Raw genomic sequence first — 20,697 nt, 5'->3', positions numbered from 1 at the left:
CTCTCGGCACAACACGCCGCGAAAGACACCAATGAATCCGGCGAGTCGCAACTTCCGCGAATTGTCGGTAAATTCTCAGTAAATTATTTAAGGTGGAAAATGCCGTTCAACTCCGCTAAGGGAGCCTTTGCCGAAGGTCTGCTCGCACCGCGCCGTGCCTCGGCCACTCCATGGCTCACCTGGTACTCGACTTCCGGTGAGAGGATCGAGCTGTCGGGCAGGGTCTTTGACAATTGGGTCGCCAAGAGCGCAAACCTTCTGGGCGAAACTTTCGACCTCGACGAAGCATCGGTAGTGGTCTTGGATCTCAGTGCGCACTGGAAATCCCTGGTCCTGGCGCTTGCCTCCCTGCATCACGGAGCCACCTTGGTTTCCGCCGAACATGACCAGGCGGCCGAGGCGCAACTTTGGATCACCAGCAACCCAACGGATGAGCGCATTCCCGGCGCAGCGGAAATCCTGGCGGTCAACCCCGCAGCCATGGCGCTGTCCTTCGGCGCCGATCTAGGCCCGGTCGCCGAAGACTACAACGCCAATGTGCGCACCTACGGGGACCAGTTCTACCCATCAGCGGTATCCGGCTCACGCATCAGCCTCATCACCCCCGGCGGCCAAGAGCTGTCTAGCGCACAATTATTTGCCGCCGAGGCACCGGCCCGCGGCACCATCTTGGTGCGCGCAGATATCCCGGTTCTTGATCTATTGCCTTACGCGGTGGCGCAGTGGAAGGCCGGCGACACGATCGTATTGATCGATGAAGCCATGGAGGTGAGCGACCGGCTTCGCGAGGGCGAAAAAATCAGCCACGACTACCTAACTGGCTGATTAGCTCTTCCCAGTGGGGATAGTGCCGGTGTCCGGGGAAACGGCCTGGGCGCCGGCACCTTTGTCGTGATGGACCAAAAGCTCATGGTCGTGGGCGAACTTTTCTTCCTGATCCATCTCGGCGCCGAAGACCCAGAAACGGTAGGCGAAGAAACGGAAGATGGTGCCCAGCACCAGGCCAACCACGGAGCCGGCAATAAATACGCTGGTCGGGTCGGTCAGGTTCAACACGTACTTGGTGAACCAAACGCAGGCGGCGGCGATACCCAGGCCGATAGCGTTCATGATCAGGAACATCACCAGTTCACGAGCGACATTTGCCTGGCGGCGATGGCGGAAGGTCCAAAAGCGATTGGCCACCCACGAGAACAAGGTCGCGACGATGCCGGCGATGATCTTGGCCTTGACCTGCGAATCGCTCATCGGTCCATGCAGCAACCACACATAGATGCCGGAGTCGATGATGAACGCAATACCACCGACAACGCCGAACTTCGCCACTTCGCGCCAGAGCAGCGAAATGAGTCCAGCTAGTTTTCGTGAGATGCGCTCGAACATTTTCCTCCAGACGTATCTGCGCTCTTGCTGATCCAATTTCGAATCATCTAGACCTAAAGATCGTCAGAATCCCGGGAAGTTCAGTTCCCTCGGTTATCGGTTTAGTGTTGCCCCGAATACGCAATGGCATGAGGGCACATCTTGCTATTTTATCCGCTTTTCCTGACAATTCCCCGAATTTGGTGAGTAATCAGTCACCGCGAGGACGGGAAGCCGGAACAATTTCGATAACCTAGAGGGGTGAGCTTCCCTAAAATTGGTGTGATTGGCGGCGGGCAACTAGCCCGAATGATGGCCCCAGAGGCCCTGAACCTCGGATTTGAACTGCATGTTCTCGCCGAAGGCCCGGACGTATCGGCGGCACGTTGTGTGCCCGATGCGCCCATTGGCGACTACAAGGACCTAGCGACCCTGCGCGCCTTCGCCCAGGGTAAGGACGTGGTGACCTTCGACCACGAGCATGTCCCCAATGAGTTCCTCACCACACTCATCAATGAGGGAATCAATGTCCAGCCTCGCCCAGAGGCCCTGATCCACGCGCAAGACAAGCTGGTGATGCGTGCCGCGATTGAGAAGCTCGGACTTCCAAACCCGGCGTGGGCCAAGGTGGAGAACGTAGCCGAACTGATTGCCTTCGGTGAGCAGACCGGATGGCCGATCGTGCTCAAAACCCCGCGCGGCGGCTACGACGGCAAGGGCGTACGCATGCTGGAGAACGCTGAGCAGGCCCGAGAAGCCGAAGAATGGTTTGCCAACGGAGCCCTGCTGGCCGAGGACAAAGTGGATTTCACCCGCGAGCTTTCGGCCATGGTCGCGCGCACTCCTTCCGGCGAGACGAAAGCCTGGCCGGTAGTGCACACCATCCAGGTCGCCGGCGTCTGCGACGAGGTAATTGCACCGGCCCAAGACATCTCGGCGGAAACCGCGGCTACCGCATCAAATGCTGCCATGCGCATCGCCGAAGAGTTCGGTGTCACCGGCGTCATGGCAGCTGAGCTTTTCGAAACCCCGGGACGGGGTGCCGGTTTCGTCATCAACGAACTTGCCATGCGCCCGCACAACACCGGGCACTGGACCATGAACGGTTCGGTCACCAGCCAGTTCGAACAGCACCTTCGTGCAGTCTTGGACTTGCCGCTGGGTGAAACCCGCGAACTTGGAGTGACCGTGATGAAGAATTTCCTCGGCGGGGCCAACCAGGATCTGTTCTCCGCATTCCAGGCCGCGTTGGCTGCCGCGCCGGAAGTCAAGGTACACGCCTACGGAAAATCGGTGCGCCCCGGACGCAAGATCGGACACGTTAATGTGGTGGCCGAGGAAGGCCAACGCGTAGAAGAACTACGTGAACGCGCCGACCGGGTCGCGGGCTTAATCCGTGATGGCATCACCCCGACCGCCTAGGCTTTCAGCAAGACCCGCTCATTTTGGGCCACGATCTTCAAGGACATAGATTCTAATGACTGAAACAGCACCACTTGTCGGACTCGTCATGGGTTCGGACTCCGACTGGCCGGTTATGCGGCTGGCCGCCGAGGCGCTTACCGAATTCGGCATCCCCTTCGAGGCCGACGTCGTTTCGGCGCACCGTATGCCCACCGAAATGATCGAGTACGGCCAGCGCGCCCACACCCGTGGCCTGCGCGTGATCATCGCCGGCGCCGGTGGCGCCGCGCATCTGCCGGGCATGCTCGCCTCGGTGACGCCGCTTCCGGTGGTGGGTGTTCCGGTACCATTAGCCAAGCTCGATGGAATGGATTCCCTCTTGTCGATCGTGCAGATGCCTGCCGGCGTGCCAGTGGCTACCGTCTCCATTGGCGGTGCCCGCAATGCCGGCCTGTTAGCTGTGCGTATGCTGGCATCGGGAACCGACGAGCTTGCCAAGTCGTTACAGGTTAAGTTGCTAGCCTTCGCAGATTCGCTGCGCGATTCTGCATATGCCAAGGGCGCCGCGTTGCGTGCCGAAGTAGCAAACGAGAACTTCTCTTCCTAAGGAAAGTCACAAAGTACATGGGTTCTGCCAGCCACCGCGCTCCAAGTCCGCTCAGGAACCCGGAGACGATTTCCTCTCCGGCCCGGAGCAAACGCGCCCTGATACTGGTCGTCTTGACCATTATTTTCCCGGGTAGCGCTCAGCTGATTGCGGGTAACCGCAAGCTGGGACGCATCGCGGTCACGATCACCATGCTCTGCTGGGCCGCGCTCATTGGGCTCGCAGTCATCTACTTCATTGACCGTTCGATCATCCTGGGTTGGGTAGCGCACCCGAACTTCCAGTTGTTCTTGATCGTCGTGCTTTCGGTGCTGGCCGTCGGCTGGCTGATCATGTTCCTGAATACGCTGTTCATCATCCGGCCCCGAATGCTGGCACCCGGAATGCGCGCAATCGTCTCCATTTTCACCTTGGCTGCGGTCATCGCAACCAGCGGCATCTTCGTCTACGGTGCCTCGATCCTGAACACCGGACGCGAGACCATCGTCAAGGTCTTCGATGCGGGTCCTGCCTTTGACCCGGTGGATGGACGCTACAACATCGCGGTTTTCGGCGCCGACTCCGGCTCGAACCGAGATGGCGTGCGTACCGACTCCATCGCTCTGCTTTCGGTGGATGCCAAAACCGGCAAGTCACTGATGATCTCGGTGCCGCGTAACTTCCAGAATGCCCGCTTCGCCGAGGGTACGCCCATGGCCGAGGTCTACCCCGACGGGTACAGCTGCGGGGACGAGTGCCTGTTCAACGCGATCTACCGCGACGCGGTAGATAACCACGCGGATCGGTTCCCGGATTCGGTGAAGAACGTCGGCGCGCAGGCCGCCATGGATGCCTTGACCGGGACCACCGGGCTCGAGGTCCAAGGCTATGTCATGGTCGACATGGCAGGCTTCGAAAACTTCGTTGACGCCCTCGGTGGCGTCACCATCAATTCTGGCGGTTGGGTCCCGCACAACGGCAAGAAGTGGGAAGGCTCGCTGGTCAATACCCATTGGTTCGCCCCGGGCGAGCAAACCTTCAACGGCAAGGACGCGCTCTGGTTCGCGCGTTCGCGTGACTTCACCGATGACTACCACCGCATCAAGCGGCAGCAATGCCTGCAGCAGGCAATCATCAAGCAGTTCACCCCGCAGACCATTCTGAGCAACTTCAGCAGCATCATGCAGGCCGGAGAGCAGCTGGTCGAGACGAACATTCCCGCCAGCCAGCTCAGCTCCTTCGTGTCCGTGGCGGACAAGGTATCGGGCACTCCGTTCAGCCGCTTGACCCTGGGAGCGCCGGACTTCGAGCGTTCGTTCTCCACCTACCCTGACTTCGGCAAGATCGATGATCGCATCACTAAGATCATTGAAAAGCAGAACGCTCCGGAGAAGCCCAAGGAATCCAAGAAATCCGAGGAACCTGCCAAGTCAAAGGACACCACCGAGGCCGGCGGTTCAGCCGAACCATCCGAAAGCGCCGAGGAAGAATCCACTAGCATCAACGACGCTCCGAAGCTGTCCAACGGTGAACAAGAAGTCTTCACGCAGCGCGACGGCAGCCCGATCGACGAGCAGTACCTGGTGGAACTTGAGATGATTGGCCAAACGACTCGCCTGGCGCAGATCGCCGCAAACAACGACGAATGCTCGGTGCCTTAACCAGCATTCCAGGTTTCACCCGCGGTTAAGACCCCCCGACCGTTTTGAAACCACTATCGTTTGTGAAAGTTGAAGGGTGCAAAACGTGTTTGAGTTGAAAAATTCCATTCGGGACTATCACTGGGGTTCGAAGCAGGACATAACCGAGTTGCTCGGCCAGCCGGCACGGCTCAGCCCCCAGGCCGAGATGTGGCTCGGCGCCCATCCCGGATGCCCGAGCATGCTCGTCGACACCGGTCAGCCGCTGCACGAAGTCATTGCGGCGGATCCGGTGAATACGCTCGGCGAGCAGGTCAATGAGCGCTATGGCCGCCTGCCATTCTTATTCAAGGTGCTCTCCGCCGCTCAGCCCCTATCGATCCAGGTGCACCCGACCCTGGAGCAGGCGCGGGAACGTTTCGCCAAGGAAGATGCCGCCGGTGTCCCCCGTGATGCGGCAGAACGCAACTACAAGGACGACAACCACAAGCCCGAGATGCTCTATGCGCTCACCGATTTCGTGGCGCTCTCCGGATTTCGCGTGCCCGAGGAGATCATCGCGGATTTGCGCCTCTTCCTGCCCCGGCTATCCACCACGGAGACGGCCCTGGCCGCAGACCTGATTGCGGCTTTGCAGTCCGCCGACCCGCTGGCACGGGCGCTGAATCTCGTGCTCACCTCGGGCACCGGTATCAGCGATCTGGTGCTCACGCTCTGCGGGACCATTACCGCGGACCCGGTCCTGCAGGAAAATGTGCAGTTCGCCGAGCTGGTGCGGATCAACGAGATCTATCCTGCGGACCCCGGGGTCCTCGTCGCCTTGCTGCTGAATCTGGTGTTCTTGAAGCCCGGCGAAGCGATTAGCCTGGGTGCCGGAAACGTCCACGCCTACCTGCGCGGGCTTGGCATCGAGGTGATGGCCAACTCGGACAACGTGCTGCGCGGCGGGCTGACCAGCAAGCATATCGATGTTCCGGAACTGCTCGAGGTGACCATCGCCGAGTCCTCCGCGGCACCGCTCTTGCAGGGCACTGCGGTTTCGGAGCACTCCCAGCTCTTCCAGCCGGCCTTCGACGAATTCCAGCTCCAGGTGGTGGACACCGCGGCGCCGCAGATTCGCACCGAGCTGCAATTGCACGGCGCCGCGCTGGTGCTGTGCACGGCAGGTGAGTTCAGCCTGGAAACCTCATCCCAGACCCTCCAGGTCTCCCGTGGCGGGTCGGTGTTCATTGCCGCCCATGAGTTGCCGGTGACCGCGGTATCCGCGTCCCCGGGCGCGGCCACGCTCTTTGCCGCCAGCGCACAGGGCAAATAGCGCCAACTAGCCCATAAACGAGTCGAGCCGCAGATCGCCCTTTCGGGAAATCTGCGGCTCGACTCGTTTAATGATTTTTAGCGGGTGTAGGCTTCCCACTTGTCCTGCTGGTGCTCACCATCGACGAAACGGATGGTGCCGGATTTGGCACGCGTCACGATCGACTGGGTGTGGATGCGCCCGTTCTTGTAGCGGACGCCGCGCAGCAGGTCGCCATCGGTGATGCCGGTGGCTGCGAAGTAGCAGTTATCGCTAGTAACCAGGTCGTTGGTGGTCAGCACGCGGCCCAGCTCGTGGCCCGCGTCGATGGCCTTCTGCTTCTCATCGTCATCGGTTGGCCACAAGCGGCCCTGGATCACGCCGCCCATGGCCTTGATGGCGCATGCGGTGACGATGCCCTCTGGAGTGCCGCCGATACCCATCAGCGCGTCCACGCCGGTGCCCTCGCGAGTGGCCGCGATGGCGCCGGCGACGTCGCCGTCCATCAGCAGCTTGGTGCGGGCGCCAGCGGCACGGATCTCCTCGATCAGCCCGGCATGACGTGGGCGGTCGAGCAGGGTCACGGTGATCTGGCTGATCTTCTTGCCCTTGGCCTTGGCGATCAGGTGCAGATTCTGCTTCACCGGCAAACGCAGGTCAACGAGGTCCGCGGCTTCCGGGCCGGTCACCAGCTTCTCCATGTAGAACACTGCCGAAGGGTCGAACATCGAGCCTCGGTCGGCCACGGCCAGCACGGACAGGGCGTTGTTCAGGCCCAGGGCGGTCAGGCGAGTGCCGTCGATCGGGTCTACCGCGACGTCGCATTCGGCTCCCGAGCCGTTGCCGACCTGTTCACCGTTGAAAAGCATCGGGGCTTCATCTTTTTCGCCTTCGCCGATGACTACCACGCCGTTGAAGTTCACGGAGGAGAGCAGGCCGCGCATGGCGTCCACTGCGGCGCCGTCGGCTGCGTTCTTGTCACCGAAGCCAACCCAAGGGGATGAAGCAATGGCTGCCGCTTCCGTGGCACGCACCAGCTCCAAGGCAAGGTTGCGGTCCGGCTCCGAGTCGGTTACCGACAGTCGGGGAGAAAGGTGGGCATAATTGTTGTTTTCGGTCACGAAAGATCCCATCACTGAGTCGTAGTCATTGCGCCTATGCAAACAACTCCATCATATCCCCATCGATTTTCAGCATGTAATTCATGTCGTGCGCGCCGGAGCGCAGACAACGTGTGTTTGGGCACCTCGGTTCGATTTGCACAGGAACATCGGGGAGAATGGACTCGTGCAGCCAGAGAACACTCCCCAGAATGACGCCCAGACCGGCGCGCAGCCGGTCCGCCGCGACCTGAACGACCCCAAAGCAACCTTTGAGGATCTTCCGTTCACCCCGGTACTCACCGAGAAGCAGTCGAAGCGCGCCAACCAGACATTCAAGGGCATGGTCCTGTCCATTGGCTTCACCGTCGCGGTGCTCATTCCGTTGCTGCTGCTGAACCCTGGCACCAAGGAAGAAAATTTCCAGCACGCGGTTGACCTGCAAAAGGTGGCTAGCGACGCTTCCGGCATTGCAGAATTCGAGGTATTCGCCCCGCAGGTTTCCGGCGAGGATTACGCGAATTTCGCCCGCTGGAAGAGCAACCAGGTGCAAGACATCTCTTACTGGGAGTTCGGACTGGTGATGAGCGAAACGAACTTTGTCTACGTTCGCCAGACTGCCGACGCGAATCCCACATGGATTGCGCTGGTCACCGATAATGCTGCCCCCACCGACGAACGCATAGTCGACGGCTCGAAGTGGGAGGTCCGAGTTAAGGACGAGACCACCTACATGATTTCGGAACGCGAAGCGTCCACGCTGATCGTCTCCAGCGACACCGGCGAAGAAGAAATTATGGCAATTGTGCAGGCGGCCGAGGCGCAGATCTCGTAATTTTCGCTTCACCGTGGACATCAGTGCGACCTAACTCTGGACCTCAAGCGTAGAATTTCAGTTATGGATTCTGAACACAGCCAGACACCGTTGACCCCTCAAGAAGCTTGGAAAAAGCTCACCGAAGGCAACAGTCGATTCATCCAAGGCGCCACAGAGCACCCCAATCAGGACGGTGCTCGACGTCAGTCCCTCGTGACGGGACAAGAACCTTTCGCCGTCATTTTCGGTTGCTCCGACTCCCGCCTTGCTGCGGAGATCATTTTTGATGTGGGACTGGGCGACGTCTTCGTGGTGCGCACCGCCGGCCACGTGCTGGACCCGGCAAGCCTCGGCTCGCTGGAATTCGCCGTGGACATCCTCAACATCCCGCTGATCGTGATTCTCGGACATGACAGCTGCGGTGCCGTGACCAGCGCGATCAAGGCCAAGGAATCGGGCATTATGCCCAAGGGCTTCGTGCGCGACCTGGTCGAACACATCATCCCATCGGTCTTCGCCGCCGAAAGCGCCAACATTACCGATGTCAACGGCACCGTCGTCGAGCACGTCAAGCAGACCACCGCCAGGTTGGTTGATCTGTCGAGCATCATCGAAACCGCGATCGCCGAAGGACGTACCGCAGTGGCCGGCGTTGCCTACAAGCTAGCCGAAGGCGAAGCGCAGCTGGTCTCCAATATGGGCCTGAAATAATCGAAGCGACCCGCGGATTTTCCGCGGGTCGCTGCATTTAATCCCGAGCTTATTCCCGGTTTTCGTTAACCTCACTGATGACTGTGATCTTTGAGGCAGATCCCTGTTCCGGCACTCGTTCCAGGCGTATGGTGAGCCTCATGAGCAACAGCGAAGAATTCCGAATTGAACATGACACCATGGGCGAGGTCCGAGTCCCGGCCCAGGCCCTGTACCGTGCCCAGACCCAGCGTGCCGTAGAAAACTTCCCGATCTCGGGCAAGACGCTGGAGTCTGCCCACATCAAGGCGCTCGCGCAGGTCAAGAAGGCCGCCGCACGCGCCAATGAAGCCTTGCAGGTGCTGGACTCCGAACGCGCAAACGCCATCGTAGCGGCCGCTGACCAGGTGGCCGCCGGAAAATTTGATGCCCACTTCCCGATCGACGTCTTCCAGACCGGTTCCGGCACCAGCTCGAATATGAATACCAACGAAGTCCTGGCCGAATTGGCGACACGTGCGCTGAAGGAGTCGGGAAGCGAAACGGAAGTCCACCCGAACGACCACGTCAACGCCTCGCAGTCTTCCAATGACGTCTTCCCCACTTCGGTGCACGTAGCGGCCACCAACGCGCTGCTCAACGACCTGCTCCCGGCCCTGGCAACGCTTGCCACTTCGCTGGAGGCAAAGAAGTCCGAGTTCAAGGACGTGGTGAAGTCCGGGCGCACCCACCTGATGGACGCCACCCCGGTCACCCTAGGCCAGGAATTCGGCGGATACGCGGCACAGATCCGCTACGGTATCGAACGCGTCGAGGCTGCCCTGCCGCGCGTGGCCGAGGTCCCGCTAGGCGGCACCGCGGTGGGTACCGGCATCAACACCCCGGACGGCTTCCCGCAGCGCGTCCTGGAATTCCTGCGTGAAGATACCGGCCTGCCGATCACCGAGGCGCGCAACCACTTCGAGGCCCAAGCGAACCGCGATGGCCTGGTCGAGGGTTCCGCCGCATTGCGCACCATCGCGATCTCGATCATCAAGATCGCCAACGACCTGCGTTGGATGGGTTCGGGCCCGAACACCGGCTTGGGCGAGATCGCGATTCCTGATCTGCAGCCCGGCTCCTCGATCATGCCCGGGAAGGTCAACCCGGTGATCTCCGAGGCAGCCATTCAGGTTGCAGCCCAGGTCATCGGCAATGACACCGCGATCGCTTGGGCCGGCACCAACGGCGCCTTCGAGCTCAATGTCGGCATCCCGGTGATGGCTTCGAACCTGCTTGAATCCATTCGGTTGCTGGCCAACGTCTCGACGGTGATGGCCGAGAAGATGATCGATGGGATTACCGCGAATGTGGAACGTGCGCGATTCCTCGCCGAGGCTTCCCCCTCGATCGTGACTCCGCTGAATAAGCTCATCGGCTACGAAAATGCTGCGAAGATCGCCAAGAAAGCGGTCGCCGAGGGCCTGACGGTCCGCGAAGCAACCGTTGCGCTGGGTTTTGTGGGGCGTGGCGAAGTCACCGAAGCACAGCTTGATGAGTTGCTGGATGTTTCCACGATGACGGGCAAATACTAGGAGCGAAGGCCAGCCCCTTCGTGGCGATCCAGGTCCCGACGCGGGCGGCCACCGGAGATTCCCGGTGGCCGCCCGCGTGCATTCGCCGGGGCAGTGAACTTAGAGCTTGATCCAATAACGGCGTTGCGGCTCCTGAAGCCCGAACGGTTCGGCGATCTCGGCTACCGGGCAGACACGTTCCAGCACCCCGCCGCAGGCCTCGATGGTTCGCGCCGAAGCGATATTCGAGTCGGCACAGGTAAGCAGCACCTCTTCGAGGCCACGTTGGCGAGAAATCTCGAGCATTTCGGCGAGCGCCCGCTTGGCCAGGCCGGCTCCGCGTGCACTGGGGCGCAGCCCGTAGCCGATATGCCCTCCGACCTGTTTGAGGGATTCGTTGATCAATGCGTGGCGCAGGCTGACCGCACCGAGGTATTCGCCCTCGCGTTCCAGCCAGAGAGTGCTCTGGTTGACGAAGCCTTGCGGCGGGAGGATTGAGTCGTCGCTGAGGTCCTTGAGCAGCCGTACCCAGCTGGCAAAATCCTCGGGCTTCTCCAAATCCCACCCGAACCTTTCGGCAAAGAATACCGAGGCTCCCTGCTGGTCCTCGCCGTTCCATTCCCGGTTGCTCGCGAGCCATGATTCGTGAAGATGCGTGCTCGGTTCGAGCAGCTGTAGCAAAGTCATAGGGCCGATCCTAGTGGTTTCTGGCCGTCCCCCGCCATTGCCGGCAGATGCCGTCCTGTGTTCCCGATTACTTAAGTTGCACTGCCTGCACCTTGAGTGCAAAACTGCATCTTGTGAATAAAAGTGCAACGAACGATTCCGAACCGGCTGCAGCACCTGCCGGGCTCAGCGCACGCATGCAAAAAACGCGCCTTTCGATCACCCAGCACGCACGTGAGCTCACCGCCGAATACGGCTTTGCCGGTTTCACCGTGGATCAGCTCTGCGCGGCGGTGGGCATTTCGCGCCGCACTTTTTTCAACTACTTCGCCACAAAGATCGACGCGGTCTTCGGGCACGTTGATGACGGGGTGCCGCACGGCGCAATGGATCGGTTTATGGCCGCCCGGCCGGCAGGAATCACCGGGATCTCCCCCACCCTGCAGGCGGATCTCGTCGCACTGATCATCGAACAGCTGAACCGCGACGAGCAGGCTATCCGCAGCACCCAGGGATTCTTCGCAGCCGTGCATCGCGAACCCGAATTGCTAGAACGCATGATGCAGGTGGGCCCCGAGCGGCAAGCCGAATTCATGAAGCTTATCGCCCAGCGCGAAGGTGTCGAGGCGGACCATCCGGGTCTCGCGCTGCTTGTTCATTCATTGCAGTTCGCCACGTTCAAAGCCATCGACCGTTTCCTCGAATCCGAGCGCGAACGAAGCCTGGCCGAAGAATTCCTCATAGTCATCGAGCTGGCTCGGGAATTGTATTGCCAGCCCTTAACTCGTTCCTAGCCGGACGCCAGAACCACCAGCCACCTATAAATCTCGCAAGGACCCACGCATGTCAACGACCACCGAGTCCCGGAAAATCCCGGAACCGGCGCCGCTGCTCCTGACGCAACGGCGTATCTGGATCATCTTCTCCGCGCTGATCGCCGGAATGATGCTCTCCTCCCTCGACCAGACCATTGTTTCCACCGCCATGCCAACCATCGTGGGGCAGCTCGGCGGCGTCGAGCACCAGGCCTGGATCACCACCGCCTACCTGCTGGCCACCACCATCGTGATGCCGATCTACGGCAAATTCGGTGACGTGCTCGGCCGGCGCAACCTGTTTTTGATCGCCATCGCGCTGTTCACCCTGGCCTCGGTGGGTGCCGCGTTTGCCGGCACCTTCTGGATGTTCGTCTTCTTCCGCGCCATGCAGGGCCTGGGCGGCGGCGGGCTGATGATCCTTTCGCAGGCCATCATCGCGGATATCGTCCCGGCCTCCGAACGCGGCAAATACATGGGTCCGCTGGGCGCGATCTTCGGCATCTCGGCCGTCGCAGGTCCGCTGCTTGGCGGATTCTTCGTAGATCATCTGACTTGGCAGTGGGCTTTCTACATCAACATCCCGATCGGGATCGCCGCGTTCCTGATCGCCTGGTTCGCGCTGACCATCCCGAATAAGAAGTCCACCAAGAAGATCGACGTCTTGGGCGTGCTGCTGCTCTCGGCCGCCACCACCTGCCTGATCTTCTTCACCGACTTCGGCGGCTCGAAGAACCATGGCTGGGCAGCCCTGGAAACCTGGGGTTGGGGCCTTGGCATGCTGGCAGCCGCCGTGCTGTTCGTGGTCGTCGAAGCCCGTGCGGAAGACCCGATCATTCCGCTCTCGCTGTTCAAGAACCGGATCTTCATCAACGCCACCGCCATCGGATTCACCCTGGGCCTGGGCATGTTCGCGGCGATTGCCTTCGTTCCGACCTTCCTGCAGATGTCTTCGGGAACCTCCGCCGCGGTCTCGGGGCTGCTCATGGTCCCGATGATGATCGGCATGATGGGTACCAGCATCTTCTCGGGTATCGCAATCACGAAGTCCGGCAGGTACAAGGGCTACCCGATCGCCGGTGCCCTGGTCACCGCGCTGGCGATGCTCGCGTTCACCTCGCTGAGCGCCAGCACCCCGTTGTGGCTGATCTGCGTGTACCTGTTCGTCTTCGGCGCGGGCCTTGGCCTGATCATGCAGGTTGTTGTGCTTGTGGTGCAGAATGCGGTGGACCCGATAATGGTCGGCACCGCCACGTCGACGAACAACTACTTCCGCGAGGTCGGTGCCTCGTTGGGCGTGGCGATCTTCGGTGCCATGTTCACCAACCGACTCTCCGAGAAGCTCACCGAGGTGTTCACCGCTTCCGGGGCAAGCGCCACGGACGCCGGCAATGCGACCGCGACTCTGGATCCGCAGACCCTGGCCAAGCTGCCGGAGCAAATGCGCGATGGGATCGTGACCGCCTATGCCGATTCGCTGGCCCCGGTGTTCTGGTACCTGATCCCGTTCATCCTCATCGCCTTCGTCTTGGCCTTGCTGCTCAAGCAGGTTCCGCTCTCGGACACCGCTGGCATGGTGGCACGTGGCGAGGCGATTGGTGGCGAGGAAGCCAAGCTACTTGAAGATGCAGAACGACAAGCAAGGTTGGTGAATCAGCCTCCGCAAGGTGAGTCGGAGCAGGATGCAGCTACCGCCCCGAAAAGCGACGAACGCCCTAGGGTGTAGCTAGCCTCGTGCTAGGCGCCGCCCCGCACCTGCGATTCCTTTCCCCAGCCTGCTGGGAGATGAGGAATCGCTCGTGCGGGGCGTTGTCGTTTTCCAAAGTCTTCTTGTTTACCAAGCGAAGGGCAGGCAAACGACTTATGCGCTTCCGGGGAATCGCAAACTACACCTTGCTCTAGGCGGCGAAATACCCTCCGGGGCGCGGATTCAGCGCCCAGTCGATGGCCCGCTCGTGCAGCGGCGGCAGCCGCGGGCGGTCATCGAGTTCGAAGTAGCCGACTTCCACGTTTTCATCATCATTTATTTCCGCAGTGCCGCCCAGATGCCTCGCCCGGAAGACCACATCAAGATACTGGGCGTGGTCCCCGTTCGGATAGGTCGCCGGCGCGGTGACACCGATGCCCAGCAGGTGGGTCAGCTCGCAGTCGATGCCGGTCTCTTCGTGGACCTCGCGCACCGCGGTGTGCGAGGCTTCTTCGCCGGGATCGATAATTCCTGCCGGCAGGGTCCACAGCCCGTTATCTGCCCGGCGAACCAGCAAGACCTTAGTTCCGTCCAGCACGACGACCTTCACCCCGCTGAGCCAGAGCATGTCATGGCCGATATGGGTACGCAGTTCGGTGATGAATTCCGGAGTTGCCATGGGCCTATCGTGTCATAAGCAGGGCCAGGGCCGCACCGAGGATCATGAACGGGCCGAAGGCCACCGCCGACTTGGCAGTGAGCTTCCGCGCGATAATTCCCGCCAGCACCACCAGGCTGGCGAGCACAAAGGCAAATACGCTGCCCACGAATAACGCGGGCAGCGAGAAGTAGCCGAGGTTCAAGCCGAGCACCGCGGCCAACTTCACGTCGCCCATGCCCATTGACCCGCGCGAGACCAGCGCGAGCACCAAGTAGGCCCCGCCCAGAATGACGGCGCCGAGCAGCGCCCAGAGCAAAGGCATGTAGGCTGCCCGCACCGCGCTGAGCCCCAGCAAGAGCAGCGCACTGGCCGCGGCCCAACGCAGCAGCCAGCGGTTCGGCAACCGGTGGCTTTTCACATCGGCCACCGCCAGCGACACCCCGAAGCCCAGAAAGCAGGCGCAGAACAGCATGAGCAGCAACGCCGCACCCACCGATTCCTGCCAAATACCGATCATGGTTAGAGCATAAGCGGGCAGGGACTTGGACTCTAGTGGTGCTTGTGGGGTTGTGAATAACTTGAGCGCTTCTACACTTGAATTATGACCCAGCCAGCAGCACCGCAGTTGTTCCCCGAACATCCGGCACCCGATTCCGCGGCGCGCCGGCGCTTCCGTGCACTGGCCCGCTCGGCTCCCTGGCTGAGCACCTCGCTGCGGCTGGAACTCGATGTCCCGCCGGCCTTCGCCCAGCACTCGCTATCGGGCACGCTGGGCATGATCCTGCGCGGCCGTGAGGCTATCGCCATCAGCGACGAATCCGATACCTTGCGCTACCAGCGCGAATTGTTCACCGCGGACCGGGGCCGCGACTACGTGGCCGCGACCGAGTCCTCCTGGAAGCTTCCGGCCTCGCTCACCTATCCGGTCTACACCAATGACCACCTGATCGCCCGGCGGCCGGACATCGACGGCTACCAGGACCTCTTGCCCTTGGATTTCTTGGCGAGCATGCTCGACCCCTTTGAGCTGGCCGGTACCGAGCCGGCATCATTGGACCTCGCCTTCGAACATCCCACATACATCCACGAGCTGGCTCCCACACGCAGCGAGCACGGTCGCGCGCAACTCTCCGCGGTGCTCACCGCAGGCCACAGCTACCAGCCCAGTAGCGACTCATTTACCTTGGTCCCAGCCGGAACTGCTGCGCTGCTTGTCTTGGATTTGGATACCGGAATCTGCGTCGAGCGCCGGCTGCTGGATGGGAGCGAACCGCCGCTGCGCATCGCGGTGTTGGCGAAGAACGAGTACTACATCGACTCGCTGTTCACCGTAGCCACACCCACCATGACTGATGTGCGCGCACACATCCCGTGGACGGTGCGCGCACAGCGCTAGACCAGCGGCCCCTCGAGCATCTCGGTGACCAGCGCCGCGATCGCCGAGCGCTCCGAACGCATCAGCGTCACGTGCCCGAAGAGCGCATGCCCCTTGAGCTGCTCGACCACCGCGGCGACACCGTCATGGCGTCCCACGTGAAGGTTGTCGCGCTGGGCCACGTCGTGGGTGAGCACCACCTTCGAGTTCTGTCCGATACGCGAGAGCACCGTAAGCAGCACGTTGCGCTCCAAGGACTGCGCCTCGTCCACGATCACAAAGGAGTCATGCAGCGAACGCCCGCGGATGTGGGTCAGCGGCAAGACTTCGAGCATCCCCCGCTCGAGAACCTCGTCGATCACGTTCTTGGACACGATGGAGCCCAGGGTATCGAAGACCGCCTGAGCCCACGGTCCCATCTTCTCTCCCTCGGAGCCCGGCAGATAGCCAAGTTCCTGGCCGCCCACCGCATAGAGCGGTCGAAACACGGTGATCTTGCGGTGTTCCCGGCGTTCGAGCACCGCTTCCATCCCCGCGCACAAGGCCAGCGCGGACTTGCCGGTGCCTGCGCTGCCGCCCATCGAAACGATTCCGACATTCGGATCCATCAACAAATCCAGGGCGATGCGTTGTTCGGCGCTGCGCCCATGCAGCCCGAAGGCCTGCTGGTCCCCGCGCACCAGCTTGACCGTGTCGGCCGAGACCTTGCGGGCCAGCGCGCTGCCGCGCGGCGAGGTAATCACGTAGCCGGTGTTCACCGGAGAATCTTTCGCCTCGGGAAGATCGGTGAGCCGCTCGGTGTCGTAGAGCCTTGCCATCTTCGATTCATCGAGCTCCAGTGATTCCACCCCGCTCCATTCCGAGGAAGCGATCAGCTCGTTGCGGTACACCTCGGCGTGGATGCCGATGGCCGAAGCCTTGATGCGCATCGGCAGGTCCTTGGTCACCAAGGCCACGTCCTGGCCTTGGTCGAGCAGGTGCTTGGCTACCGCCAGGATGCGGGTGTCGTTGTCTCCCGAGCGCATCCCCAAGGGAAGCACCTCGGAGGCGATGTTATTCAGCTCGATGCGCAAGGTACCTCCGGCATCGGAAACCGGAACCGCATCCGCCAAGCCGCCATGGCTGGCGATCAGCTCGTCGAGCAGGCGCAACGCTTGGCGGGCGAAGAAGCCCAGGTCAGGATCCTTGCGCTTGTGTTCCAGCTCGGTAATGACTGTCAACGGGATCACCACATGGTGTTCCTCGAAGTGGAACATCGCTTTCGGGTCCGACAGCAACACCGAGGTGTCGATGACGTAAGTTCGGACAACCGAGTCGGTAGTTCGGGTCATAGCAGCGCACCCATTCTCGAATCCGGCGTGGGGGAATCTCCCCACGCTTCAGTGGGAAGTTCCGCCACCGGATGCCGAGGGTGACCCACGAATTGCTCCGGGGAAACGCCGCATCTGGTCATCTAGTGAGGAACCTTTCGGTCAGCCGGGACTGTGTCATCCCGCCATATTCTCACCATAGACCGCAAAGGGCTCCAGTAGGTTAAGCGCAAGTATCATTTTTTTGAACGCTAGATACTTGGCATTTCACTGGGCTACTAAGCGCCGAACCGGCGCTGGCGGTCTGCGAAGTCGCGTAGTGCGCGGAGGAAATCGACGCGCCTGAAGTCCGGCCACAACGCTTCGCAGAAATAAAACTCGGAGTAGGCACTCTGCCAGGTCAAGAATCCGCTGAGCCGTTGTTCACCGCTGGTGCGTATCACCAGGTCGGGATCCGGCTGCCCCTTGGTGTACAGGTATGACTCCAGCTCATCGATGCATAGCGACTCGCTTACCGATTCCAGCGAACGTCCGTGCTCCGCTGCATCGTGCAGCAATGACTTGATCGCGTCGATAATTTCCCGCCGGCCGCCATAGCCGATAGCGACATTCACGTGCACCCCGGTGCGGTGTGCCGTGATCGTTTCCAGGGCCGATAGCTTCGTGGCAAGTTCTTCGGGCAACAGATCCAGCGCACCGACTTGCTGCACCTTGACCTGGTTAGTCTCCCCCAGCCGATCCAGGGTGTTGCCGATGACCTTGAGCAGGTCGCGCAGTTCGCTGGGTTCGCGGTTCAGATTGTCGGTGGAGAGCATGTAGAGGGTGACGACCTTGATTCCCAGGTCCTCGCACCATTCAAGGAATTCAAGGATCTTGTCTGCTCCGGCCTGATGGCCGGCAAGGGTCGGGCTTCCGGCAAGCTTTGCCCACCGGCGATTACCGTCAACCATCACCCCAATGTGGTGCGGAAGCTTGTCACTGGGCAACGACTTCGCTAGGCGCCGTTCGTAGAAACGGTACACCAGAGAGGGAAATCGCACCTGGTTCCTCGCTTTCGCACACAATCAAAGAATTCTTCTAACTAAATCTATCGTGTTTCGCCGCGTGCCCGGTGCATCCAACCGGGCCGGCTCAAGGGTTATTGACCACGCAGCATCCGCAAGAATGCGTCTACTCCGGTCACCGGAAGGTTGCACAATTGGAGCCTGCAGGGCTGGATTTGCAGGCTCTGCACGTCCTTGGACGCTTCGCCGGCGCTCCTGGCTTCGATCCCCAGTCCCTTGCAAAGCGCCCGTAATCTCACGCGTTCCGCGTTGCTGCCTCCGGTGAAATTCACATAATGCACCGTCGCGTCGAGCACCGCTTGCACCTCTAGCGCGGTTGCCACCTGGGTGGGCGCTTCGCCGGCGAGCGCCGAAGCGTGCGCACTGAGCTTGCCTGCCTGCTCAAGCCGGTCGGCGCCCAGCGCATCGAAGCTCCCGTCCGCCATGCTCTGCAGCGCCTGGCGCGCCATGGCCTTGGCGTAGAGCGCCCCGGCGGCGGGGATGGCATCATCGAGTACCGTGACCGGTGCGATATTTGCGCGCTGCTTGCTCAGCCGTGCATCTAGGCTGACGGTATCTCGTGGGATCCCGGTTTCGGGATCGAGGAAGCTCGCAGCACGCTCAAGCAGCACCCCGGCGCGCTCTTGCCATGTGGCACGCTTAGGGCTTTGGCCCAGCGCCAGAAACCCCAGGGCGAGGGCAGCATAGTCCTGCAAGGTCCCCTCGTTGCCGGCCGCCGGCTGACCGGCGAAGCTGACTCGGGCAAGGGTCCTAGTCTGCGCGTCCCAGTGAACCTCCCAGAGCGTGGTCGCCACCTGCTCGGCAAGTTCTCCGAGCCACGGGTCGGCGAGCAGTTCGCCCGCCTCCGCGAGGGCCTCGATCGCCAGCCCGTTCCATCCGGCAATGATTTTCTCATCTCGCCCCGGACGTTCGCGAGCGGCCCGCAGGATGCGCAGCTGCTCCTTGAAGGCCTCCCAGATCTCGACCTGGTCGTTTGCCGGCGCCTCGGTCAACGACAGGTGGAAGTAGCCGGGATCTTCGGCCACCGCCGCGAGCCGCACCAGACCCGCAGGCAGCTCCACTCCCGCCCGGCGCAGCGCCTCGGCGCATTCTTCCCGGGTGAAGGTGTAGGCCGCACCCTCGACACTTTTTCCGGCACGCATTGAATCCGCATCCAACGAGGCGGCCAACGCACGATGCGCTTCGCCTTCCGCTCCGGTCAGCAGCTCGGCGGACAAGAATTGCGCCGTATCCAGCGCCGCCTGCCGGGACAGCTGCGCAAGCTGCGCTGCACGTACCGACTCCGCGGTGTCCTGTGCCGCCAACTCTTCGGCAAAGACCGCGGTGCGCGCACACAGGGAGAGCAAACCCGCATTGTCGTAGAGCATTTTTTCAAAGTGCGGGACCGCCCAGTGCTCATCCACGCAGTAGCGGGCGAACCCGCCGGCCAGATGATCGCGCAGACCGCCAAGCAGCATTGCCTCGATGGTAGTCGCCAGCGCATTGAACCCTTCAGCGCTGCGCTCGGGGTTCAGCATCACCGTGCGCCACAGGGTTTTTAGCGCCCAGCTCGGTGGGAACTTGGGCGCCGGGGTGAATCCACCTTCGGGTTTGGTCGCGGTAATCCAATGCGTGCTCGCGACCGCAAGCGCCTCGGCTACCGGAGAGGTGCTCGGCAGGGTCAATAATGTCCCTTGCCGGGAGCCAAGTTCGGCCAGATGGTTGGCGAGCATATCGGCCTGTTCTTCCAGCCCTTCGCGGCGTTCCTCCCAGGCCTGATGCACCGCGTCGAGCAGCTGGGTGAAGGATGGAATCTTCCCCCGGGGTTCGCGGGGGTAGTAGGTGCCGGCGTGGAAGGCCCTCCCGTCGGGCAGGGTGAAGATCGTCATGGGCCAGCCGCCGGAACCCGTCAAGGCTTGAGTGGCCATCATATAGGTGTCATCCACCAACGGGTGTTCCTCGCGGTCCACCTTGATCGAGACAAATCGGTCATTCAATTTTCCAGCGATCCCAGGGTCATCAAAGGATTCGTGGCTCATCACGTGGCACCAGTGGCAGGCCGCATAGCCGATGGAGAGCATTACCGGAACATCCCGCAGCCGGGCCTGCTCAAAAGCCTCATCACCGTAGGGCCACCAGTCAACGAGCTGGTGCGAGTGCTGACGCAGGTAGGCAGAGGAGCTTGTGGCGATTCGTTGTCCCATAGCGCCATTCTGCCCCATGAGGATTAGAGCTCACCTGCAAACGTGGCCAAAGGCAAAATCGGTTTGCTAGGCCACACTGCGTTCCCGCATGGCCCGCCTGATCAGAAACGGAAAGCCTCGTGCCGGGCGCACCAAAAATTTGGCGAACACGGCACGAGGCCTTGATCCAACTGCCGTGAAGCTTAGCTGTCTTCGGAAGTTTTCGGATCTACCGGATCGGTAGATTCTTGGCGTGGCTGGTTCTCGCCCTTAAGCATCAGCTCATTCTGCTTAGCCTCGGCTTCCGAGGCGTAGCGCACGCGGCGTACGCGGCGCACCATGTCGCGAATGAGGAAGATTACTGCCAGTGCCAGAAACGCGGTGAACACGAACCCGAGGAAACCCGGGCCATAACTGTTCTCGTCCAAGTTTTCGTTCTGCACTTTGGTGCTCGCAACCAGCATGGTCGCGTAGATCGCATTCACGGTGTGGGGACAACTCTTTTCTGGGA

The 20,697-nt window shown here is 61.3% G+C and carries 20 protein-coding genes; 11 read left to right on the top strand and 9 right to left on the bottom strand.

The window, feature by feature from the left end:
- Nucleotides 1-99 precede the first annotated feature (99 nt).
- Nucleotides 100-825: a TIGR03089 family protein gene (locus tag ACT3UA_RS05855; RefSeq protein ID WP_096287685.1), complete on the top strand. Its 726-nt coding sequence runs from the start codon at nt 100-102 to the stop codon at nt 823-825.
- Here ACT3UA_RS05855 and ACT3UA_RS05850 read toward each other — a convergent pair whose 3' ends face one another.
- Nucleotides 826-1,383 carry a GtrA family protein gene (locus ACT3UA_RS05850; RefSeq protein ID WP_096287687.1) on the bottom strand — a complete coding sequence of 186 codons (558 nt, stop codon included), beginning with the start codon at nt 1,381-1,383 and terminating at the stop codon, nt 826-828.
- Between the two features lie 240 nt (nt 1,384-1,623).
- Here ACT3UA_RS05850 and ACT3UA_RS05845 point away from each other — a divergent pair, with 240 nt between their 5' ends.
- The 4 genes from ACT3UA_RS05845 to manA all read left to right on the top strand — a co-directional run bounded on the left by ACT3UA_RS05845 (nt 1,624) and on the right by manA (nt 6,307).
- Nucleotides 1,624-2,784: a 5-(carboxyamino)imidazole ribonucleotide synthase gene (locus tag ACT3UA_RS05845; protein ID WP_096287689.1), complete on the top strand. Its 1,161-nt coding sequence runs from the start codon at nt 1,624-1,626 to the stop codon at nt 2,782-2,784.
- Nucleotides 2,785-2,839: 55 nt separating this feature from the next.
- Nucleotides 2,840-3,373, top strand: coding sequence for a 5-(carboxyamino)imidazole ribonucleotide mutase (purE, locus tag ACT3UA_RS05840; protein WP_096287691.1), 534 nt, complete (start codon nt 2,840-2,842; stop codon nt 3,371-3,373).
- 17 nt (nt 3,374-3,390) lie between these two features.
- On the top strand, nt 3,391-5,013 hold the full coding sequence (locus ACT3UA_RS05835) for an LCP family protein (RefSeq protein WP_096287693.1): 1,623 nt from the start codon (nt 3,391-3,393) through the stop codon (nt 5,011-5,013).
- An 85-nt stretch (nt 5,014-5,098) separates the two neighbouring features.
- A complete protein-coding gene (manA, locus tag ACT3UA_RS05830) occupies nt 5,099-6,307 on the top strand; it encodes a mannose-6-phosphate isomerase, class I (RefSeq protein ID WP_176484235.1) in 1,209 nt (402 codons plus the stop codon).
- 77 nt (nt 6,308-6,384) lie between these two features.
- Here the strand turns inward: manA and glpX are convergent, their stop codons facing one another.
- Nucleotides 6,385-7,419 (bottom strand): class II fructose-bisphosphatase, encoded by a 1,035-nt coding sequence (gene glpX, locus ACT3UA_RS05825; protein WP_096287697.1) that lies wholly within the window; start codon nt 7,417-7,419, stop codon nt 6,385-6,387.
- A gap of 154 nt (nt 7,420-7,573) precedes the next feature.
- On the opposite strand from glpX, the gene ACT3UA_RS05820 reads away from it, so the two are divergent.
- The 3 genes from ACT3UA_RS05820 to ACT3UA_RS05810 all read left to right on the top strand — a co-directional run bounded on the left by ACT3UA_RS05820 (nt 7,574) and on the right by ACT3UA_RS05810 (nt 10,467).
- On the top strand, nt 7,574-8,221 hold the full coding sequence (locus ACT3UA_RS05820) for a DUF4245 domain-containing protein (protein WP_096287699.1): 648 nt from the start codon (nt 7,574-7,576) through the stop codon (nt 8,219-8,221).
- Between the two features lie 63 nt (nt 8,222-8,284).
- On the top strand, nt 8,285-8,914 hold the full coding sequence (locus tag ACT3UA_RS05815; RefSeq protein WP_096287701.1) for a carbonic anhydrase: 630 nt from the start codon (nt 8,285-8,287) through the stop codon (nt 8,912-8,914).
- A gap of 140 nt (nt 8,915-9,054) precedes the next feature.
- The gene (locus ACT3UA_RS05810) at nt 9,055-10,467 is read left to right on the top strand and encodes a class II fumarate hydratase (protein ID WP_096287703.1); all 1,413 of its coding nucleotides are present in this window, start codon (nt 9,055-9,057) and stop codon (nt 10,465-10,467) included.
- 99 nt (nt 10,468-10,566) lie between these two features.
- On the opposite strand, the gene ACT3UA_RS05805 is transcribed toward ACT3UA_RS05810, so the two are convergent.
- Entirely contained in the window at nt 10,567-11,133 is a 567-nt protein-coding gene (locus ACT3UA_RS05805) for a GNAT family N-acetyltransferase (RefSeq protein WP_096287705.1), read from the bottom strand.
- Nucleotides 11,134-11,246: 113 nt separating this feature from the next.
- On the opposite strand from ACT3UA_RS05805, the gene ACT3UA_RS05800 reads away from it, so the two are divergent.
- Both ACT3UA_RS05800 and ACT3UA_RS05795 read left to right on the top strand, forming a co-directional pair.
- The gene (locus ACT3UA_RS05800) at nt 11,247-11,906 is read left to right on the top strand and encodes a TetR/AcrR family transcriptional regulator (RefSeq protein ID WP_255248489.1); all 660 of its coding nucleotides are present in this window, start codon (nt 11,247-11,249) and stop codon (nt 11,904-11,906) included.
- A 49-nt stretch (nt 11,907-11,955) separates the two neighbouring features.
- Nucleotides 11,956-13,653: an MDR family MFS transporter gene (locus tag ACT3UA_RS05795; protein WP_105650639.1), complete on the top strand. Its 1,698-nt coding sequence runs from the start codon at nt 11,956-11,958 to the stop codon at nt 13,651-13,653.
- Between the two features lie 172 nt (nt 13,654-13,825).
- Here the strand turns inward: ACT3UA_RS05795 and ACT3UA_RS05790 are convergent, their stop codons facing one another.
- Nucleotides 13,826-14,293, bottom strand: coding sequence for an NUDIX hydrolase (locus tag ACT3UA_RS05790; protein ID WP_096287711.1), 468 nt, complete (start codon nt 14,291-14,293; stop codon nt 13,826-13,828).
- Between the two features lie 4 nt (nt 14,294-14,297).
- On the bottom strand, nt 14,298-14,792 hold the full coding sequence (locus ACT3UA_RS05785) for a prepilin peptidase (RefSeq protein ID WP_176484236.1): 495 nt from the start codon (nt 14,790-14,792) through the stop codon (nt 14,298-14,300).
- 84 nt (nt 14,793-14,876) lie between these two features.
- Here ACT3UA_RS05785 and ACT3UA_RS05780 point away from each other — a divergent pair, with 84 nt between their 5' ends.
- Entirely contained in the window at nt 14,877-15,671 is a 795-nt protein-coding gene (locus ACT3UA_RS05780) for a hypothetical protein (RefSeq protein WP_096287715.1), read from the top strand.
- Here ACT3UA_RS05780 and ACT3UA_RS05775 read toward each other — a convergent pair.
- The 4 genes from ACT3UA_RS05775 to ACT3UA_RS05760 all read right to left on the bottom strand — a co-directional run bounded on the left by ACT3UA_RS05775 (nt 15,668) and on the right by ACT3UA_RS05760 (nt 20,671).
- A complete protein-coding gene (locus ACT3UA_RS05775) occupies nt 15,668-16,981 on the bottom strand; it encodes a PhoH family protein (protein WP_105570248.1) in 1,314 nt (437 codons plus the stop codon). The genes ACT3UA_RS05780 and ACT3UA_RS05775 overlap by 4 nt on opposite strands.
- A 257-nt stretch (nt 16,982-17,238) precedes the next feature.
- Nucleotides 17,239-18,000, bottom strand: coding sequence for an isoprenyl transferase (locus ACT3UA_RS05770; protein WP_096287719.1), 762 nt, complete (start codon nt 17,998-18,000; stop codon nt 17,239-17,241).
- 98 nt (nt 18,001-18,098) lie between these two features.
- On the bottom strand, nt 18,099-20,207 hold the full coding sequence (locus ACT3UA_RS05765) for a thioredoxin domain-containing protein (RefSeq protein WP_444615678.1): 2,109 nt from the start codon (nt 20,205-20,207) through the stop codon (nt 18,099-18,101).
- A 182-nt stretch (nt 20,208-20,389) separates the two neighbouring features.
- Nucleotides 20,390-20,671 (bottom strand): hypothetical protein, encoded by a 282-nt coding sequence (locus ACT3UA_RS05760; protein ID WP_096287723.1) that lies wholly within the window; start codon nt 20,669-20,671, stop codon nt 20,390-20,392.
- Nucleotides 20,672-20,697: the final 26 nt, after the last annotated feature.

The organism is Glutamicibacter sp. 363, assembly GCF_052379505.1.
Lineage (GTDB): Bacteria > Actinomycetota > Actinomycetes > Actinomycetales > Micrococcaceae > Glutamicibacter.
This window is presented reverse-complemented; position numbering and strand designations above follow the sequence as displayed.

Excerpts from the sequence above, each read along its gene's own strand:
- ACT3UA_RS05855 (WP_096287685.1), top strand. The coding sequence starts at position 100 with ATGCCGTTCAACTCCGCTAAGGGAGCCTTTGCCGAAGGTCTGCTCGCA.
- ACT3UA_RS05850 (WP_096287687.1), bottom strand. The coding sequence starts at position 1,383 with ATGTTCGAGCGCATCTCACGAAAACTAGCTGGACTCATTTCGCTGCTC.
- purE (WP_096287691.1), top strand. The coding sequence starts at position 2,840 with ATGACTGAAACAGCACCACTTGTCGGACTCGTCATGGGTTCGGACTCC.
- ACT3UA_RS05835 (WP_096287693.1), top strand. The coding sequence starts at position 3,391 with ATGGGTTCTGCCAGCCACCGCGCTCCAAGTCCGCTCAGGAACCCGGAG.
- glpX (WP_096287697.1), bottom strand. The coding sequence starts at position 7,419 with ATGGGATCTTTCGTGACCGAAAACAACAATTATGCCCACCTTTCTCCC.
- ACT3UA_RS05815 (WP_096287701.1), top strand. The coding sequence starts at position 8,285 with ATGGATTCTGAACACAGCCAGACACCGTTGACCCCTCAAGAAGCTTGG.
- ACT3UA_RS05810 (WP_096287703.1), top strand. The coding sequence starts at position 9,055 with ATGAGCAACAGCGAAGAATTCCGAATTGAACATGACACCATGGGCGAG.
- ACT3UA_RS05805 (WP_096287705.1), bottom strand. The coding sequence starts at position 11,133 with ATGACTTTGCTACAGCTGCTCGAACCGAGCACGCATCTTCACGAATCA.
- ACT3UA_RS05795 (WP_105650639.1), top strand. The coding sequence starts at position 11,956 with ATGTCAACGACCACCGAGTCCCGGAAAATCCCGGAACCGGCGCCGCTG.
- ACT3UA_RS05790 (WP_096287711.1), bottom strand. The coding sequence starts at position 14,293 with ATGGCAACTCCGGAATTCATCACCGAACTGCGTACCCATATCGGCCAT.
- ACT3UA_RS05785 (WP_176484236.1), bottom strand. The coding sequence starts at position 14,792 with ATGATCGGTATTTGGCAGGAATCGGTGGGTGCGGCGTTGCTGCTCATG.
- ACT3UA_RS05780 (WP_096287715.1), top strand. The coding sequence starts at position 14,877 with ATGACCCAGCCAGCAGCACCGCAGTTGTTCCCCGAACATCCGGCACCC.
- ACT3UA_RS05775 (WP_105570248.1), bottom strand. The coding sequence starts at position 16,981 with ATGACCCGAACTACCGACTCGGTTGTCCGAACTTACGTCATCGACACC.
- ACT3UA_RS05765 (WP_444615678.1), bottom strand. The coding sequence starts at position 20,207 with ATGGGACAACGAATCGCCACAAGCTCCTCTGCCTACCTGCGTCAGCAC.